The organism is Paenibacillus sp. ACRSA, assembly GCF_022346845.1.
Taxonomy (GTDB): domain Bacteria; phylum Bacillota; class Bacilli; order Paenibacillales; family Paenibacillaceae; genus Paenibacillus.
Map to the genome: position 1 here is coordinate 413,869 of NZ_JAKRNP010000001.1, position 19,783 is coordinate 433,651.

At 44.0% G+C, this 19,783-nt stretch carries 18 protein-coding genes; 3 read left to right on the plus strand and 15 right to left on the minus strand.

The annotated features are described in order from the left end of the window. Window positions 1-159: 159 nt before the first annotated feature. Window positions 160-1,752, plus strand: coding sequence for a catalase (locus MH215_RS01945; protein WP_239287355.1), 1,593 nt, complete (start codon window positions 160-162; stop codon window positions 1,750-1,752). Between the two features lie 779 nt (window positions 1,753-2,531). Beyond that, window positions 2,532-3,896 (plus strand): right-handed parallel beta-helix repeat-containing protein, encoded by a 1,365-nt coding sequence (locus MH215_RS01950; RefSeq protein ID WP_239287357.1) that lies wholly within the window; start codon window positions 2,532-2,534, stop codon window positions 3,894-3,896. Window positions 3,897-4,120: 224 nt separating this feature from the next. On the opposite strand, the gene cdiI is transcribed toward MH215_RS01950, so the two are convergent. The 9 genes from cdiI to yaaA all read right to left on the minus strand — a co-directional run bounded on the left by cdiI (window position 4,121) and on the right by yaaA (window position 10,966). After that, window positions 4,121-4,471 (minus strand): ribonuclease toxin immunity protein CdiI, encoded by a 351-nt coding sequence (gene cdiI, locus MH215_RS01955; protein ID WP_239287359.1) that lies wholly within the window; start codon window positions 4,469-4,471, stop codon window positions 4,121-4,123. Window positions 4,472-4,655: 184 nt separating this feature from the next. Beyond that, on the minus strand, window positions 4,656-5,147 hold the full coding sequence (locus tag MH215_RS01960; protein ID WP_239287361.1) for a hypothetical protein: 492 nt from the start codon (window positions 5,145-5,147) through the stop codon (window positions 4,656-4,658). After that, window positions 5,131-5,628, minus strand: a complete 498-nt coding sequence (locus MH215_RS01965) for a hypothetical protein (protein WP_239287363.1) — start codon at window positions 5,626-5,628, stop codon at window positions 5,131-5,133. The genes MH215_RS01960 and MH215_RS01965 overlap by 17 nt, the downstream gene beginning before the upstream one ends. A 120-nt stretch (window positions 5,629-5,748) precedes the next feature. Next, window positions 5,749-6,336 carry a hypothetical protein gene (locus MH215_RS01970; protein WP_239287365.1) on the minus strand — a complete coding sequence of 196 codons (588 nt, stop codon included), beginning with the start codon at window positions 6,334-6,336 and terminating at the stop codon, window positions 5,749-5,751. Window positions 6,337-6,562: 226 nt separating this feature from the next. Further along, entirely contained in the window at window positions 6,563-7,096 is a 534-nt protein-coding gene (locus MH215_RS01975) for a hypothetical protein (protein ID WP_239287367.1), read from the minus strand. 29 nt (window positions 7,097-7,125) lie between these two features. After that, window positions 7,126-8,310, minus strand: coding sequence for a WXG100 family type VII secretion target (locus MH215_RS28995; RefSeq protein WP_275445941.1), 1,185 nt, complete (start codon window positions 8,308-8,310; stop codon window positions 7,126-7,128). A gap of 462 nt (window positions 8,311-8,772) precedes the next feature. Beyond that, window positions 8,773-9,651, minus strand: coding sequence for a prohibitin family protein (locus MH215_RS01990; RefSeq protein WP_239287369.1), 879 nt, complete (start codon window positions 9,649-9,651; stop codon window positions 8,773-8,775). Further along, the gene (locus MH215_RS01995) at window positions 9,629-9,787 is read right to left on the minus strand and encodes a hypothetical protein (protein WP_239287371.1); all 159 of its coding nucleotides are present in this window, start codon (window positions 9,785-9,787) and stop codon (window positions 9,629-9,631) included. Before MH215_RS01995 ends, MH215_RS01990 begins: the two co-directional genes overlap by 23 nt. A 423-nt stretch (window positions 9,788-10,210) precedes the next feature. Continuing rightward, window positions 10,211-10,966, minus strand: coding sequence for a peroxide stress protein YaaA (yaaA, locus tag MH215_RS02000; RefSeq protein ID WP_239287373.1), 756 nt, complete (start codon window positions 10,964-10,966; stop codon window positions 10,211-10,213). Window positions 10,967-11,152: 186 nt separating this feature from the next. On the opposite strand from yaaA, the gene solA reads away from it, so the two are divergent. Next, entirely contained in the window at window positions 11,153-12,310 is a 1,158-nt protein-coding gene (gene solA, locus MH215_RS02005) for an N-methyl-L-tryptophan oxidase (RefSeq protein WP_343224515.1), read from the plus strand. A 107-nt stretch (window positions 12,311-12,417) separates the two neighbouring features. Here the strand turns inward: solA and MH215_RS02010 are convergent, their stop codons facing one another. The 6 genes from MH215_RS02010 to MH215_RS02035 all read right to left on the minus strand — a co-directional run bounded on the left by MH215_RS02010 (window position 12,418) and on the right by MH215_RS02035 (window position 19,477). Further along, window positions 12,418-13,203 (minus strand): cell wall hydrolase, encoded by a 786-nt coding sequence (locus MH215_RS02010; protein WP_239287377.1) that lies wholly within the window; start codon window positions 13,201-13,203, stop codon window positions 12,418-12,420. 437 nt (window positions 13,204-13,640) lie between these two features. Beyond that, window positions 13,641-14,858, minus strand: coding sequence for an MFS transporter (locus tag MH215_RS02015; protein WP_239287388.1), 1,218 nt, complete (start codon window positions 14,856-14,858; stop codon window positions 13,641-13,643). A gap of 173 nt (window positions 14,859-15,031) precedes the next feature. Beyond that, window positions 15,032-15,847 carry a carbohydrate ABC transporter permease gene (locus MH215_RS02020; protein WP_056696418.1) on the minus strand — a complete coding sequence of 272 codons (816 nt, stop codon included), beginning with the start codon at window positions 15,845-15,847 and terminating at the stop codon, window positions 15,032-15,034. 34 nt (window positions 15,848-15,881) lie between these two features. Continuing rightward, window positions 15,882-16,754, minus strand: coding sequence for a carbohydrate ABC transporter permease (locus MH215_RS02025; protein ID WP_239287390.1), 873 nt, complete (start codon window positions 16,752-16,754; stop codon window positions 15,882-15,884). 3 nt (window positions 16,755-16,757) lie between these two features. Then, entirely contained in the window at window positions 16,758-18,032 is a 1,275-nt protein-coding gene (locus MH215_RS02030) for an ABC transporter substrate-binding protein (protein WP_239287401.1), read from the minus strand. A gap of 260 nt (window positions 18,033-18,292) precedes the next feature. Further along, window positions 18,293-19,477 (minus strand): LLM class flavin-dependent oxidoreductase, encoded by a 1,185-nt coding sequence (locus MH215_RS02035; protein ID WP_481857422.1) that lies wholly within the window; start codon window positions 19,475-19,477, stop codon window positions 18,293-18,295. Between the last annotated feature and the right edge of the window lie 306 nt (window positions 19,478-19,783).

Here is a 19,783-nt window from a genome sequence, read left to right on the forward strand (position 1 = left end):
TAGGTGGTGCATTTTTATCTAAAAACCGTCCATAGGGCAAAAGTTAATTATCCCACACCGTGAGGTGAGTGACAAGCTTTTTCTGACAGGTTGGATGCATAGAACGAGCTAAGAGGGAAAATATATACAGGAATCCATCTTAAGGAAAGGCGGTGCTCCATGAATAACCATTCTTCACCATCCGAGCATTCCCCAGACAAAGCCTCGGACACATTAACAGATCGACAAGGTCACCCCATCACAGATAATCAGAATGTACGCACGGTTGGCAGCAGAGGACCAACGACGCTGGAGAACTATCATTTTCTTGAGAAGATTACACACTTCGACCGGGAACGTACCCCGGAACGGGTTGTACATGCCCGCGGTGCTGGAGCTCATGGTGTATTCGAAGCATATGGGACGGCAGGAAATGAACCGGTATCGAAATACACACGTGCACGCCTATTTCAGGAAAAAGGGAAAGAAACCCCTGTGTTCGTTCGCTTCTCAACCGTCATCCACGGCGGGCATTCTCCCGAGACGCTGCGTGATCCGCGCGGCTTTGCTGTAAAGTTTTACACAGAAGATGGAAACTGGGATCTCGTCGGTAACAATCTCAAAATCTTCTTCATTCGGGATCCACTCAAATTCCCGGACATGGTTCATGCTTTTAAACCCGATCCACTGACCAATGCACAAGATATGGAACGTTTTTTCGATTTTGTGTCACTTAGTCCTGAGGCTACGCATATGGTGACGTTTCTCTTCTCCCCCTGGGGTATTCCGGCCAATTACCGGCAAATGCAAGGATCAGGTGTCAATACATACAAGTGGGTGAATGATGAAGGCACGGGTGTGCTTATCAAATACCACTGGGAACCGCTGAAGCAAGGTATACGCAACCTGCTGCAAAAAGACGCCAGCGAGATTCAAGGTCAGAATTTCAACCATGCAACATTGGATCTGTACCATGCCATTGAACAAGGAGACTATCCCGAATGGGAGCTGTGCGTGCAAGTATTGGAGGATGGAGAGCATCCCGAGCTGGACTTCGATCCGCTCGACCCCACTAAGCTATGGCCGCAGGATCAATTTCCTTTTTTACCTGTAGGCAAAATGACGCTGAATCGTAATCCAGAAGATTATTTCAATGAAGTGGAACAAGCAGCGTTTGGCACAGGCGTTCTGGTGGATGGACTGGATTTCTCGGATGACAAGCTGCTGCAAGGTCGTACCTTCTCCTATTCGGATACGCAGCGTCATCGGGTGGGTGCAAATTATCTACAGTTACCTGTAAATGCGCCGAAAAACCGGGTTGCGACCAATCAAAGTGGCGGGCAGATGCAATATAAAGTGGATCGTGCACCAGGTCAAAATCCGCATGTAAACTATGAGCCTTCCTCGCTTGGCGGACTGAAAGAGGCTACTCCACGTGGTAAAGATCATGAGCCGCTAGTGGAAGGTAGACTGGTTCACGAGAAGATTGAGCGTACCAATGACTTTGGACAAGCCGGTGATACTTACAGAGCTTTCGAAGATTGGGAGCGAGACGAGTTGATCAGCAACATGGTCGGCGCGTTGGCAAAATGCAAACCGGATATCCGGGAGCGTATGATCTCTCACTTTACTCAGGCGGATGACGATTACGGGCGACGTGTGGCTGAAGGGCTGGCATCTGTAACAACAGACGACAGTGCAACAGTACAACCCAAGCATGAACCGAGTGTGGAGGAAGCGAAGCAACGCGGTCGTGAGACGGACGGATATTAAGATTTGTTTTACTTTTGGATGATGTCCTTTTGGGATGAATTACTTTTGGATGAGCTGCTATGAAAATGTTATGCTTCATTGCCTTGAACTTTGGAATGAAGTCATGAGTTAGCTTAAGCGGTGAATCTGCATAGATGTTCTCGTTCGGTTGCACAAGGAAGTACACGAGCTATAGCCATTTGTTTTGCACACGTGTATTTTGTTGTGTTGGTTCAGCATGAATATGTGCAGATCTGCAACGTTTTTTTGAAGAATACCTGTTTAGAAGTATGCCCAATGGTATGGTTGCCTCTCGCAGCCTCTATTGGGCTTTTTTTTATTTTTCAATGCTTATCCTCTATTTGGCGCTCGGTATATTGGGATGAGGAGAATCGTTTATGTGCTTAGGTTGAATGGATTGTTGTCTTGAGTTGCACTTAGCGGAGGTTGAATGGAGTGGATCATGAGTAAGTGTTGTGCCGTAAGAGCAGTCAAACTGGGTTATTTTATGTTCATTTCGGACGATTCACCGTTAAAATAAGACGATTAGCCGATAACCGGATTACATGTAGCCTTTGAAACTTGAGCATTGGGACGTAACCACGCCTGACCTGCCTGCATTTAACTCCATCTGATCAAATGATTATTGATGATAACGCTTACAACATTTACCATGAACCTGTGCCACACGGATGCCATCCACTCATCGAATTGCTATCTTAATCCCTTTTTAACTGTATGGCATTCCGCATTATTCACAACTCATCTATTTATCCCAATTAACCAAGGAGGTCTGCGTAATGAAATTATTTCCTTCCACATCTACCCATGCATCTGCTCGATCGGAACGTTCCTTGAAATCGAAAATGGCTCATATCTGTCTGAGTGCCACATTTCCTCTATTATTGCTAGGTGGCGGATCAGTTGGTGCTGCGGAACTGCTAGAGAATAGCTCTTCCATTTCTTCTGATTCGGCTGTGGCTAATTCCAATATCACACTTGCTGCTGGGGATCTATATGTGTCACCTAACGGCTCAGCGAGCAATCCGGGAACGATCAACAGTCCAACTTCACTGGCTAACGCGCTAACCCAGATCGCTCCAGGCAAAACGATCTATCTGCGCGGAGGCACGTACAGCTTCTCGGAAACCATTACCATTGAACGTGGTAACAACGGTACATCCTCCCAACGTAAAAATCTGGTGGCATATGGTTCAGAAAAACCTATTTTTGATTTCTCCGCACAATCGTTTGCCTCCACGAATCGAGGGTTGCAAATGTTCGGCGACTATTGGTTCGTAAAAGGGCTGGAGGTTAAAGGTGCGGGAGATAACGGTATTTTCATCGGGGGCAGCTACAATCGTTTAGAACAAATCGAGGCTCACCATAACAGGGATACAGGTATCCAGATTGGTCGTTATGCTTCCACTGCAGCCAAAAGTGAATGGCCTTCTTATAACGAAGTCATCCGTTCCTATTCCCATAATAACTACGATCCAGATGATGGTGAAGATGCCGATGGTTTTGCCGCAAAATTAACAGTTGGCCCGGGTAACGTATTCGATGGCTGCATTGCTGCCTATAACGTAGACGATGGTTGGGATCTGTATAGTAAATCGGATACTGGCGCCATCGGTGTGGTTACGATCCGTAATAGTATCGCTTTCGCGAATGGAGCAACCGCAGATGGCACTTCAACCTCCAACAGCGATGGCAACGGCTTCAAACTGGGCGGTGAGAAGATCTCCGTGAACCACATTGTCGAGAATAGCATTGCCTTCAATAACAAGAAGCATGGTTTCACATATAACAGCAATCCTGGTTCAATCCAGATGAAAAATAACACGTCATGGAACAATGGGCAGAGCAACTTCGCCTTCGACAAAGGCACGCACATCTTCACCAATAATCTGTCCTTCCAAGGCGGCGCAAGCGACAAAACAAGCGGAACCGATGTCAGCAGCACCAATGTCTGGTGGAAAAACAAAAAAAGTGTTAACGACAAAGGTCTTCTCGCCAGCTCAGCCGACTTTGTCTCCCTCGTACCTTCGGTGACGCGTAGTGCGGATGGCACACCTATCTTGGGTGATTTCCTGAAGCTTGCGAATGGCAGTGATCTTATTGGTTCGGGCACGCCATCTGGGACGAATGTTGGGGCGCGGTAAGTTTAATTGGGTTTGAGTTTGAATTGCAAATCCCCTTCGTCAAACCAGTTTGTAGCATGGTTATGACCAAGGGGATTTTTGTTTGTATACATATTATTTTTTAAAAAGCCTTTATGTGTGATTACAACAGAAATTAACAAATATTTATATAGGTGATTCTTAGACTTAACCGCCCTATTCATTCTGTACTGGCTGAGACTTTATTAGACCAATGGTTTCGCCAATTATGCAATATTAAACTTTTGTTTTATCTCTGTTAATCGAGCTTCAACCTCTTCTTTAACACTTGGATTCCGTACTATATATACCTTGCTTGCTTCCTCTAGATACTGATAGAAAGTTGGGTAATCCAACACAATTGTCTGATTTTCTTCTACAGCAGGGTAGTCAAAAAAATAACACACTCCCGTATCCCCGAAATAACCTTCTTCCCACTCATCTAACTCACCAGCAAAAACACACCAAACACTCTCACTACCACCAAACCCATTTCCATTGCAGTAGTTTTTTAGTGCATCTAAAAAATATTTCCCTTCAAGATGTCGGTAATACATCTCTGTTAATTTGACACTCATCAGATCATCTTCCTAGAAATTATTCTGAAATAGTAGGAAAGAAATTAGTCACTTTTCCATTTTCATCAATGTATCCTGTGAATTTAAAACCATTCGATGATGTTCCTCAAATTTCCCTACCCACAATTTCTCCATTCGCCATTGCTTCTTTCCCCCATTGTATAATTTGATCATTTGAATTATACTACCATTCCACCTTCAAACCTAAGATATACTCTACTCTAGATTTTGCGGAATCACTAGTTTCCCTGATTTTGTATCCCCCGCTACTCTCAATTAATTTTTTACATAACTGGATGTCTCTCGTTAGCATTTCAATGTCACTTTTATCAATATTCTCTTCAAATTCAATATTTTCCAAATAATTATTCAGTTTGGAATATATAAAATCAGCAATTTCTTTGTATTTCAAACTCTCTATTGCAATAGAAACAAAATATAGTGTTTTCGTAAATAAACTATTGTTTACTATTCGCCAATCTTCTTCAAGAATTTTAGCTGAAACCTGTGCTACATCTAATCCATCTTCCTGAATAAACTCCTCAAAGTCTAACACGATAGATGAATTTATTGATTCATACCGTGCCAAGTTCATTTCCATCATTCCTTTCTGAGGCATTCGGCACCAGATGGTTTTTTTATGGAGATCCGTCACAAAATTAATCAATATCTCCATTATCAAGTGCATCTAAAGTTTCATTGCTTATATCAAGTGGCTCCTTTTCAACTCGATTTGCAAGCGAAAGAAGATCAGTAGCACCAGCTACATTTAAATAGCCTGACCTTATAAAGAAATGCCCCCCTCTTTCATATAGCTTTATTGCTGGCTCAAACAAATCTTTATTATCAATAGCAATTTGATTACCTTCATCAATGAGTGCGTTTAACTCTAAATAACTTTTTGCAATATCTCTAACATAACTATTGTCAATCTCCTTTAGTGTTTGTAAATCATCAACACTCGCTTGTGACTTAGTTATCGAATTTGAAATGATAATAAAAGGGTACCTACAAGAGCCAGGATAATATTGGAGGAATATTGATGATCTTCTTAAGTATTCTTTACTCAAATGAACATGTGATCTTGCTTGTTTGTTTCCAATACAACTCCAATCTATTGCAGAGATACGCTTAACTGCCTGATTAAAATTTTCCATGGAGTATTCCGCTCCATCTTTAAGATTTTCATGGATCAAATATTATTTGAAAAAATAATTACAATGTTACTATATAATCTTTCATTTCAATCCCCTTAAGGGTTTAATTTGGACAATGTATTAAATCAATTTGACCCGTTCTAGATTCTCTAAAAGTCTTCTGTCAATATATGACTCTGTTATCACTGAGAAGTCGTCAGAATTGTTGTGAAGCCCGTGGGACAGTATAAATTTTTCTCCATTATCCATAACCAGCTCGACACCAACTTCATTCTGTAATTCAGCAAGCAATGCATTCTGTGGGTCTCGCTTGATAATGTTTATCATCTTTATATTCTGCCCTACTATTTGACTCCAGTAAGAATTGCTGTATTGATTATCCAAAGTGCTAATGATATAGAGATCAGTATCATTTTCGGTAGGTTCTTCAGTTACATATCCTGTATCATCTCTTTCAACCCATATAACAACAGAATTCTGTGCTGGGTCACTCGCTGCTCCTACTACTAACCCTGATTGAAAATATAATAATACTGGCCCCGCAGTTAAAGAGAAGACGTCTTCATGTGCTATCTCACATTGCTCCATTGCTTCACTACTTTCCCACCAGCTAAATCGTGTCAACTTGCTGAGTGTCTGATTCTTTAAAACTTCAAACAATTTAACTTTATCAGACGGGATAGAACTTTTTTTATCGTCTGCATTCATCAAGAGTTTCCTCATTTTTAATCTAATTTTCCTCGATCTTATTTTCCAACGTATTGAAAAACCATAATTTGGGGTATAGAAATTAAAAATTTTGATATGCGTTACAATTGAAATAATTTCTATTTGTATGAGTTACATGTTTGAATGATGGGTTCATTCGTCATCCCTCACCAAAAGAAGAAACCTTGAAAGGCATGAAGCAAATCAAGGTTAGTATAGAATTTGCCTAATTAGCACCTATATACTTGTTTACAATTGATTTATTTGCTGGATGAATAGTAGCCACTCCATCAGACCATTCCGTTCCATTACTATTTAAAGTGCAGCCGCACGTATCACACTCTAAAATTAATTTTTTCTCCGCTGTCTCCAAAATTTCAGCGACAACATAATTCAACTCATCATCTTTACATCTTGGACAATCTTTTCCTGAACGAAGTTTAACCAAATCCCAAAGTGTGTCACTTAACCTCATGACAAAAGAATCTACTGTATCTGGCTTTGAATTAAACATCCTCTTTGATTCTTGACCAAGCAATATCTCCGGCTCTTTTGAGATATAGTCATATATATCAATTTCCAAAATAGGGCTAAGTCTATTCCAATATACTGAGTATTCCAACCCCGGCCTATTCTTTTTTATCCATTCAGCCAAAATTAAAAAATAATCAATATAATTGTTAAATAATAAGGGATTGTTCATTAAACTTTTAAAATCTTCCCAAATGAAAGCATCCAATGTTTGTTCAAAGTCTTGCATTTCTACCACCCTTTCCTAAATCTCAAGCTTCATGGTGCTGGTACTGGATAAGTCGTAATCAAATTACCCGCTTTGTCTGTGAAAATTTTAATCCATGTGGTATCTCCACCACCATATTTCAAGGCTGAATTACCAACAACCTCTCCAACATTTACTGTTCTAGTAAACTGACCTCCACCGATGTCTGTAACAGTAGATTTGACAACGTCTGAACTCTGTAGTATTTCCTTTAACTTATCCGGCTCAATTGAGAAAATAGACCTACTATTAGCTAATGGTCTATTAAAATGTCCTTCGAGAGTATGATCAAATCCTGCTGAAACCGGTTCACCTGTATCTCTTAATGGAGTAAATCTGGTTCTTCCGTTCGCAATATTTATCCTTGATTGTGCAGTTCCTAAACCTAATGTAACATCACCTGTCACCCCATTAGCCGACCCTGCCTTGTCTGAACTCTTTCTCTTCGCCTGTTCGGCCTCCTCAATATATCCTTTCATCTTCTTTACGGATGGATGGGAAGATGGCAAACGGAGAGGCCCCTGGCGGCCAGGTATGCTCCCACGAATCATTTGAAATCCCATAAAAATCTGTCCAGCCTTCAGACTTATAACCATCCATTTTGCATAATCCTCTGAAACAGGTCTACCCGAAAATGGATCAATACCGAGCTCAAATGCCTTAATCTGGAGTGCAAATATGTCCTCTTCAGGAGGTTCGACATTCACAGCTTGCATTTTATTAAAATCCAGATGTCCTTGATCCTTCTCATAAGCTTGTAGAGAGGCCTGATCCGCAACACCATTCTCATTGACAGGCAGCCACATCCACCTACCATAAAAATTAACATGAGCCATCCGGTAGCCTTTATCACCTGAGCCAGTACCACTTGAATTAGTCATCATAGCCGCTGCGCCAACAGCTCCAGCTGCACCACCCAGACTAACACTCTGAGCATCTGCATCCTCGAAACGTGTGGCGATATCCTTTAACTCCTTAGAGGTATTCACCATACTCTCTAGCGCCTTATCCAGTATAGAACCTGATCGCTCAAATTCATAGAAAAACCGCTCTTGTGTTGCCCCCATCCACATCAGCCGGACAAACATGATCTGCCTTGTCAGTTCACCACGTATCTGTTCTAACTGTTGTCTCGCCTGCTCCACCTGAGTCGATACGTGATGTAGCTGTTCAGGGGTAATTTTAATTGTACTCATACGATTCTCAACTCATTTAAAATAGGATTACCCCATGTTAGCAGAAGCTTGATCTTGTTTCATCCAGCACAACTCCTAAATTTATCCACTAAAAACTTATACTGAAGTCCTAGTACGAATCCCACTTCATCTTATGTAGTTAAATTTTGAATTGTACGAGTCTGAAATACCGACAATTAGACCTAGTTCTTTATATCCAATAGCTATAACCACTCTTTAGTATGATCTTGTCTGAAGTTGAGTCGTTAGTCTCACTGAAGAAACGATTGCGGAGCCTATATCGCTCATTATCCATCTTAACACTGAAGAGTTAAAATGATTGATTCTAAACCTTATGTAGCATAGCTTTGTAATGTTATGCCGTTACAGCCCAAACTCCACTCGCTTTTAAGCAAGTGGAGTTCATTTTTTTGTATCATATTCAATTGTTGGGAAATCAACACATACATTTCAAACCATAAATTAAGGAGCTACATTCCCCGTGTTGCTATTCTGTTCGACTTTTGGAGCAGGTAATTGAATCATTGGCGTATTAGATCCACTTACATATGGCAGTGCTCCATCCCATTTCTTGATGGTTTCATATTCAACGAGTTGACTCGATAATGATTGTTGAAGCTCTTTATTTGCTTTGGCCTGACCTTCTGCTTCGATCAATAGTTTGTCTGCATTACCTTGTGCCTCTACGCGCTTGCGCTCTGCTTCTTTCTTGGCAATCTCAAGCTCAGTTGTCTTACGTTCCAGTTCTTGCGAAGCCTCGACACGCTTATCAATTGCTTCCTGGGTTTTAGCATCAGGTTGAGGAACCCCTACGGTAACGTTTGATACAATAAAGCCTAATTCTTTCACATCATCAGAAAAACGTTGTTGGACGTCTACGCCTGCCTCGGATGACTTTTCACCATACACATCAATGACAGTAAATTTGGAAATACCTTTACGCGCTGCGTCACGGAAACGTGTTTTGAGATATGTATCCTCAATTTCTTGAATGCTAATGGGCCCAAATGTGTTGAAGATCGAAGATACTTTACTTGGTTCGACTTGGTAGTTATAAGCAAAATCGATTGTGATGTTTTTCCCGTCTGAAGTTGCAATCTGAATATCTCTGTATTCAACCGTTTGAATTCGAATTGGATATTTCGTCACTTTATCAAACGCTCCAACGAGTTTCCATCCTTGACTCAGTGTACTATCTTTTACCCCTCCGTTTGGTGAATACACGACCCCAACATAACCATTCGGAATTCGTGTGACAAAGAAGGTTACCAGCAATACGCCCACAATAATAACCAATGCAACCGCAATGGCCCCTGCTCTAAACGTCTTTGAATTTTTCATCTGCATTCTCCTCTTGTTTGAATTTATCGTACTTTTTCAGAATTCTACTACCTATTTTATTGAATAGCGGGATCATTAATGCCCATAGAATAAATGCTAGGATTATTATTAAAATGATTCCCCCAATAAATGGCATGTTTGTCCTCCCCTCTTGGTATGTATGCGGCGCTGTACGAAGACCCCCTAGTTAATTCATCTGCGCTTCATCTACACTCATGAAATACATCCATTTATATGTTCCTTCTCCGTACATCTAATTAATAACTATAAGTTATATCCGTATTTATATATACTTTGTAAATACGTATTCGGTTTCACAATATCTAGCACTTCTTGTAGCTTTAGAACATTGAATAGGATCTGATCTAACTTATTTTAAGGCTTGTGAGCATTCAAAATTGAACTACTATAGGCCAATTTAGCTTTAAAAGTGGGTACACAAAAAAGAGCCATCCGTTTGATGGCATCTTCAAATACGAATCTTTTTTTGTCCTAGTTTCATCCAAACGTAATAACAGAATCCTCACCATATGTACAAGAAACCAACATGTATTTTAGTCTAATTTCTCTCTACGTGTAAGAATACATAAGTTCTCTCATCCGATAACGCTTCGGAAAAATTAAAGTCTAATCGATCAAAGCTTCTAACGTCCTTTAGATCTGTAACCTTACGTTCTGCCATATAACGTACCATCTCACCTCTGGCCATCTTGGCACGTGTTGCCTTCTCAACAAGCTTCCCTTCGACCATCTGTCCAAACACACATGTGATGAACTCTGTTTCCTCGCTCAGGAAAGGCGTGATATTCTTGCTGTACTCTTTGGAAGCTAGATTCAGGATCCAGTTACTTTCCGCTTGAAGCTGATCTGCCAACTTGCTGCCCCAGAATTGATAGAGCGACTTAAAACCTGGACCTTGCAACTTGCCCTGCATTTCCAACCGATATGGAGTGACACCATCCAAAGGCCGTAACATACCATAGAAGCCGGATAAAATGCGTAAATGCTGCTCCAGATAAGCCAGTTCCTCCTGTTGAAAAACACCAGGCGCCATATACTGATACTGAATTCCCTCATAGGCATAGATGGCTGGCGTAAGATTTGTCTTCAGATTCATATTCTGAATTCGCTCCACATTCTGCTCGGCGATGGCATCGTTACACTTCCACATTGATTTCAGTTCGTCGTAGGTTAATTTCTGAAGCAAACTCAGGAGTTGCTCAGTTTCGTTTATAAATTGGGGTAACTGCTTAGATGCCATCAGATCGGTATCAATCTTCATCTTTTTGGCTGGTGAAATTATCATTCGTATCATGGTGATCATCCTTAATCTACTATTGTTTTGTCGTTATTCATTGTACAGGATTGGCTAGATGAATCCAATGATGAGGCAGATTAACTTTTACCCAGGTCTTCCTGCCCCTTGACCAAACTGGGTTTTAAGTCTACATTATCCTGAAGAATATTCGATTCTAATCAATCCGCGAGAGGAGGAGCTCTTATTACACAATCCTATGACGTCATTATCGTTGGAGCAGGCTCCATGGGGATGAGTGCAGGTTATTATCTAGCACGAAGCGGGTTAAAAACCCTGATGATTGATGCTTTTGATCCCCCACATACCGAAGGAAGCCATCATGGAGAGTCCCGATTAATTCGCCATGTTTACAGCGGAGGGCCTGATTACATCTCGTTGGCGCTTCTTGCTCAGAATTTATGGCAAGAGCTGGAGGATACAACGGGCAACAACCTGCTTGTTCGTTCAGGGGTTATCAACCTGGTTAATCCAGAATTCCATTCGTTTCGCGACCGGTTGACTCATGCAGATGATGCAGGAGTCCGATATGAAATGCTGCGTGCAAATGAAGTGATGAAGCGCTGGTCAGGGATTACAATACCTGAACATTATGAAGGCATGTATGAACCGGATGCTGGTTATCTGTTCAGTGAACGCTGCGTTCAGACTTATCGGCAAGCCGCAGAACAAGCAGGTGCCACCCTGCTAACGCATACCCTAGTGGAACATGTGGAATGCGGGTCTCAGTCCGTATCCGTAAAAACCGCTGGAGGAAATACATATAACGCTAGTAAGCTCATACTTAGCACAGGTGCCTGGTTTCAGACATTAAAACCATTTGTGAATCTTCCGATCCGAGCCGTTCGCAAAACGGTAGGATGGTTTGATGCACCGGAAGCATTGTTCGGGGAAGAACATTTTCCTGATTTCACCATATCCGAAGAGGCTGGTGTCTATTATGGATTTCCCAGTATCGGCGGGGCTGGAGTGAAGATCGGCCGTCATGATACGGGACCTACCTGGATGCCAGGAGAGCAACAGACACCATTCGGAGCGGAAGAAACAGACGAGGGTGAACTCCGGAGGCTGCTTGAGCTTCGAATGCCACTAGCGGCAGGCCAATTGAAGCGCGGCAGTGTATGCAAATACGAAATGACACCCGACGAGGACTTTATTATTGATCATCACCCGATACATGAGCATGTTTGGCTTGCAGGCGGATTCTCCGGTCACGGCTTCAAATTTGCAAGCGCAGTTGGCCACATCCTGTCCGATTTAGTCCAGACAGGGCATACGGATCAGGATATTAGCAGGTTTGCCCTATCCCGATTCGCCAAGACCGGCATCTCATCATCACTATAAATCCAACAGACGTGCAGGGACACCATCAATTATTGTCGATTGGCGTCCTTGCACGTCTTTTTCATGAAGATTTTAATATTAGAAATTGATTCTAGTAATACTCACTCTCACCTTGTAAAATCATGCTGCCCAATGGTCAACAGCGTTGGTCTGCTCTTGCTCCACACAGATGTAGCAATCTTCGGATTGTAATAATAGAGCGCACCATGTGTTGGATCTGCACCGTTCAATGCCTTACGTGCTGCTTTGTACGAGGTTGCCGTCGGCTTCTGATTGAACTGCCCATCGTCTATTGCTGTAAACTGACCTTTCTGGAATATAACCTTCGGAATCGACGAAGGGAATTCTCCTGAGTGTACCCGGTTTAACACCACAGCTCCGACAGCTACCTGTCCTTCAAACGATTCCCCTCGCGCTTCCCCATGAATTAGCTTAGCGAGCTGGCGCAGTGTATTGCCTTCGGCTTTGATCTTATGGTTCAGCCTGTTCAGCGTTTTCGGGCCTGCCACACCATCGGCACTCAGTCCCTGCGCCTGTTGGAATTCGCGGACAGCACTCTTGGTAATTGTACCGTAATACCCCGTCATTCCTGCGTCAAAGTAACCCAGATCGCTTAATTGCTCCTGCAATTGCAGCACATGTTCACTACGAACACCTTGTTCCAGTTTCTGCGCTCCCGCAGAAGGGGCTGCCACTGTAAGACCGAGAGCCATCGCGCAAGTACCAAGAAGCATACCAACCTTTCCTGCTCGTTTGTTCGTTTTTCTTCCCCTTTGATGGGTTACTTTACGACTTATGGTTATAGAACCTTCACTCACGCTATGCTGTTGATTTATCATATTCTTTTCATTCATTTCACTCGTATGGTTCTTTTCAAAATTACGCTTTATCATGTCTTTACCCTCCATTTTTCTGAATCCAGATCCCACTTCTTCCCCTGAATCCTCACGGTTGGACATCCCGAGTGTCATTATAGGATATCACCCAAGGGGCGTCTATCGGACCGATGGAGCATGAAAAAATGAGTCTTGAACATAGCAGAAAGAGGCATGAGCCCATGGTCGTATCAGGGTCACACCTCTTCTTGTATCAACCTTGTACCGCTTGTCCAACCTGTGTTTCCGTAGGCAGACAGACCCGCACAAAAGTTGCGCTTGAATTTAGGACGTTTCTCAAAACTCGCTGAAGTGCTTCTTTTACCCCCTTTTCGCCCCCTCCTGCGTCAATTTCCCTTGACGTGCCCCGGCACGCCTGCTGAAAATTTCCTTGCTTGGGACGAAAATTCGGCAAAATTGATCCTTCGGAGTTTTAAGACACGCCCTAATGACAATTACTCAGCCAGCTCTTGTCCCTTCGTTTCCCGACCCCAGAACAGCACAGCCGCTGCACCAATAAGGATCGTTACGAAGAAAATGGTGAAGATCAGGCTGATTGGAACTGCTCGCTGAACCAGCATACCGACCATGAATGGTGCAATGACGCCCCCAATCCGGCCAACCGATGTAGCTAGTCCAACACCTGTTGAACGAACCGAAGTGGGGTACAATTCCGGGCTGTATGCGTACAGTCCGCCCCAAGCCCCCAAATTGAAGAATGAGAGACAGATTCCTGCGGCCAAGATCGTGGCTTCCGTCGTTGCTAGTCCAAACGCAATAGCACTAATCGCGGTCAAGGTAAGATATACGACAAGTACGAATTTGCGACCATAACGTTCAATGAAGTACGCGGCGGTAAAGTATCCTGGCAATTGTGCAATCGTCATGATTAACACGTACTGGAAGCTTTTGACGAGCGTAAATCCTTTAGCCATAACTACAGAAGGTAACCACAAGAACATACCATAATAGGAGAAAATAACGGTAAACCACAAGATCCACAGCATCAACGTTGTACGGCGATGAGGTGCTGACCAGACTGTAGCCACTTTTTCGCGGAACGTGATTTTATGCAGCTTCGTATGATTCTTATACCGTGGTGGGTCTTGAATAGCACGGCGCAGATACAATGCATAGAACGCCGGAAGTGCTCCGATGGCAAAGGCAATTCTCCAACCGTACTCCGGGATAACAAAGTTAGCAATGAGTGCCGATACAATCCAGCCTCCTGCCCAGAAGCTCTCCAATAATACAACCGCACGCCCACGTTCTGCCGTAGGCATCGATTCCGATACCAATGTAGAGGCTACGGGCAGCTCTCCACCAAGTCCAATCCCTGCAACCAGACGCAATGCACACAGGACTGCAAATCCGGTAGCCAGGGCAGAGAGACCGCTTGCAATCGTGAAGATTAAGAGTGTCCACATCAGAATAGCCTTACGTCCAAAACGGTCTGCAAGTGCACCTGCAAGCAGGGCTCCTAAAGCCATACCGATGGAGTTAACACTTGTTAATACGCCGACTTGTCCAGGGCTAAGACTCCATTCCTTGGCAAGTGCAGCCACGATGAAGGAGATCATACCAACCTCCATCGCATCAAACAGCCAGCTCATGCCGGCACTGAACAGCAGCTTGCGCTGCTTGGGATTCCGCAATACTTCCAGTTTGCTCATCACTTATAGCTCCCTTGATCTCTATGTAATCATTCTGCCATAGGGCGTTCCTTAAATCTCACTTATCTTTCGGAGTTATAAGCCACGCCCTAAACCATTATTATGCAGAATGATGTAGAAATCAATGCAAAATACGTAAATCTATATCAGACTATTAATCTGAACTTAGAACCTTACCCTTTGAGTGAACCTGCTGTCAGACCTGCAACAAAATAACGCTGGAGCAAAAGGAACAGCACGATCATCGGAATAGCTGTAATCATCACACCCGTGAGCATCATCGGATAATTAGTCACGTATTCACCACGGAACTGCATAAGCGCGAGCGGTAACGTCAGCTTGGATTTACTTGTAAGCATGAGCATGGGAATCAACAGGTCATTCCACACCATAACGAGCAGGAATGTTGCTGTTGCCGCGAGCGATGGTGCAGCAAGTGGCAACGCAATCTTGGTGTACAGCCTCCACTCACTGGCTCCATCCATGCTGCCTGCTTCCAATATCTCTGCGTTAAGCATACGCATGAAACCTGTCAACATAAATACCGAGACAGGCATCAGCATTGCAGCGGACACAATGATCAGACCAGTCAGACTGTCCGACCATCCCAGTGTACGTGTTAGGGAATAAATCGGCAGCATACTCACCTGAGAAGGAACGATCAGACCTGCTACGAACAGAGCAAATACGATTTTCCCTACACTCCCACCCCAGCGCACAATGGCATATGCAATCATACTGCTCAGTAACAACTCGATTGCAACCGTACCTAGCGTCACGACTAAGCTGTTTCCGAAATATTGCCACATAGGCTGGTTACGAAACATGCCAATAACATTGTCCCACGTAAATGGGTCAGGCCAACTGAATGGACTGGTGAAGAAATTACTGCTTGTTTTGAACGAGGACACAAATACAAAGTATAGCGGTACAATGATGAGTAACGCGTACACCAATAGAATTAGTCGATTGAACCATTTTAAAACCATATGAACTCCCTTCTGCCTAAGATCTGCTTCAATCTCAATAGTTTACTCGGTCAGCGCGCAGTGCCTTAAACTGCAACAGCGTTAAGAGCGCGAGCAATACGAGGAAGATCATCGAACCGGCAGAAGCCAGACCAAATGAATAGCTGCCAAAGGCGGTATGATAAATATATGTCGTCAAAATTTCAGTTGCATAGTTCGGACCGCCGTCCGTCATTGTAAAGATGAGGTCAAACGCCTTAAACGATTGAATGGTGGTGTATGCCACAACAATTGTTGCTGAAGGAGCAAGCAACGGCCAAGTCACTGTACGGAATACCTGCCACTTGCTGCCTCCATCCATTCGAGCTGCTTCGTACAATTCTGCTGGAATGCCTTGCAGACCTGCGATGAACACAATCATCATCTGTCCGGCATGGGCCCAGACCTGTACTGCAGCGATAGAATAGATCGCAATCTTGGGATCACCGATCCAGTTACGAGCTATACTGCTCATGCCCGCCTCATTCAAGCCGTAGTTGATTAGTCCAATCGATGGATCATACATAAATGCCCAGATTAGTCCGACCGATACAGAGGACAGAATGGTAGGCAGGAAATACAACGCCCGAAGCACAATACGTGTCTTTGTATTACGAACCAAGAGCAAGGCAAGTACAAGTGAAATAAAGGTTTGAGCGATAACTACCGTTAACATGAATTCTACGTTGTTGCCAAAAGCTTTGCGAAATACGATGCTGCTGAGACTGTCCTTATAATTATCCAGCCCTACAAATGCATACGACGGGGATACCCCGTCCCAATCCGTAAAGGAATAGAACAGCCCCGTCAATGTAGGAAATACGAACAATCCAACGTACAGCAGCAACCCAGGTAACAGAAACAGGGATAGCTGAATATGGTTTTTCATCGTTTATTTCCCGATATGCTGATCAATGATCGCCTGTGCCTGCTGCGCTGCTTCTTCTGGCGCAGTACCGCTTAGTACAGCCTGGATGGAGTTCGTAACAGCCTTTTGGTTATCTCCATTCAGGATGGTGAACCGTGGCTGGAACACGGTCTTTTTGCTTGCCCATTCTCCGGCAACTTGAAGCTCAGGTGTATCGTATTTCACATCATTAACCGTTACATTCTGTCCGGTCTGATTGGCATACTCGCTCGCTACTTCCGGTTTGCTCAAGAACTCAATAAACTTCTTCGCTTCTTCCGGATGCTTCGACTTGCTATTCACTGCAAGCATAAATGTGGTTGTATGCACACCTTCATACTTCGTCTGATCGGCACTTACTGTAATCGGTGCAAGCAATTTTTGCTCCAGATTCGGGTTTTGTAACTTGTTCTGAGCAAGTTGATATGATCCGCTTGCGAGCATCGCTGCTTTTTCTTGAATAAACAACGCACCTGCCGCAGGGTCTTTCGTACCCAGTGCATCCTGCTGGAAGTATCCTTTATCGTTCAGTTCTTTGATCTGCGTCAACGTTTTTACCCAGAACTCATCCGTCAGTTTGGCTTCGCCTGCTTCTACTTTGGTAAAAATGTCGTCACTCGGCGCATTATTCATGACCATCGTGTTCATGAATTGACCTGGGCCAATATCCGCTCCGGCAAAGGCAATTGGAATGATGCCATTGTCTTTCAGCTTCTGGCATAGCGCCAAGAAACCTTCCCAATCCGTCGGTGGCGTCAGACCATACTGTTCAAACAGCTTCACATTATAGATGGGATCGTTATATACAAGTTGATACGGAACTGCATATTGCTTGCCATCATGTTGCCCTGCTTCAATCAGCTTCGAATTAAAAGCAGACAAGAACGATGATCCCGTCAGATCCGTGAACAACCCAGCTTTGGTGAAGGCTTCAAATTGTGCACCCGGGAAGGATGCAAAGACATCCCCGACCGAACCATCACTGATTTTGGATTGTACGGTGGATTGATACTGATCCGAAGGTAATGTCTGCATTTCCACCTCGATGTTTGGATTTTCCTTTTCAAACGCGTCGATGGTTTTATTCAACGCTTCTACATCTTCTCCACGCCAGTGGATGAAGCTGATTTTCACTTTACCTGAACCCGAGGAACCATTCTCTCCGGATGCCGCCTCATCTCCGCCACCGCAAGCCGACAGTACGATGGACATGACCAGCATACTGATAAGGGGCAGGATATACTTTTTCTTATTTTTCATTAAAGACGACCTCCTGAGGATGATTAATGTGTTATAAGTTCAACTGCTAAATGGTTTATACTGACCACTCCGATGACAGAATAACCTTCCGATCGCTGTTATCCCCAGATTTATTTGATTCCTTTTACAAAGGGAAAAATCCGGGGATAGCTTATGCTTCCGATGTAGCTTTCTGTAGAAAGCTTTCAGCCGAACGTTTCACTTCTTCACGTTTTTTCTGTCCTCTTCGTTTTTGTATAAAAAGCTGAGTTGAAACTTACTTAGTTGGTAGTAACGGAGTGCTGCTTTTGTCTTGTTTTCCATCGGTCACGAATGATCGGCATAACCGTCCGTCCGAAGATTTCGGCTTCTTCCAGATGTGGATACCCGGAGAGAATGAATGTGGTCACACCCAAATCTCCGTATTCCATCAAGCGTTCTGCGACCTGTTCTGCTGTACCCACGATAAGGATGGCTCCGCCGGAGCGTACGACAGACAATCCTGTCCACAGGTTAGGACCTACAACAAATTGTTGTTTCTCCGATAGTTCCCGCAGCTCGTTTTGTCTACGCTGGTTGGTCGCATCCGTCTCGGCAAAGGCTGCTTTGGCCTTCTCGATTGCCTCTGGCGGTACTTTACTAATAATCTCCCAAGCGGCGGCCCATGCTTCTTCTTCCGTATCCCGAATGAGCACTTGCGCACGCATGCCGTAACGCATCTGACGATCTTGTCCTGTTTCCGCTTTAACCTGCTCACGAATGACCTCGATCTCTTCGATCTGCTCTTGGATCCAGTCATGGGGTTCACCCCACATGAGGAATGTATCCGCATGCTCCACAGCAACTCGCTTCGCAATCGGAGAGCTTCCTCCCAAATAGAATGGTGGATGAGGTTTCTGTACCGTTTCTGGCATGCCTACTGGGCCTTTGAAGGTATAGTGTTGCCCGTTAAACGCTGGATATGGATCGCTGGACGCATCCGCATTTGATTGTGCACCGCTGCCTGCAAATTCAGTCAGATTGAGTCCTGTGGACTGGGTCCACGAACGCTTCATGACTTCCATATACTCGCTTGCACGTACATACCGCTCATCATGTGCATGTGCCAGCGGATCACCCAGCTCTTCCAGATCTCGAACCGAGCTACCTGTAACGACATTCATCATGGCTCGGCCTCCCGAGAGCTGATCCAGAGCCGCACCCATGCGTGCAGCAAGAACCGGTGTAACCAGACCCGGGCGAATAGCGACAAGGGGACGCAATGTCTTGGTATGACTCATCACAGCTGAGCCAACCACCCACGCATCCAGACAGGCTCCCCCTGTCGGAATAAGTACGAATTCAAACCCTGCCGTCTCCGCCGTCTGTGCTACCTGCACCAGATAGTCTAGACTCGGCGCTCGCTCTGGTTCAACTCCCACATACTTACCATCCCCTGCTGTTGGCAAAAACCATCCAAACTTCATCTCTTCCTGTTCGCTCACCAAAGTCATTCCCTTCTATGAATAAATAAAGTCTCATGTTAAAAAAAGTTACCGTTGTGCTTCCTTGACGTTCCGCGTACGAATCGTTCTTTCGATCACTGTTATCCCCAGATTTTTTTAATTCCCCTTTTCCAAAGGGAAAATCCGGAGATAGCTTATGCTTCCGATGTAGCTTTCTTTCAGAAAGCTTTCAGGTGAACGCGTTGCTTCTTCAGAATCGATTTCGTTCCCTCCACTACGTTGGCACTCGCTTGAAACTTATTTTTAAAGTGCTCCTAATTTCTGATC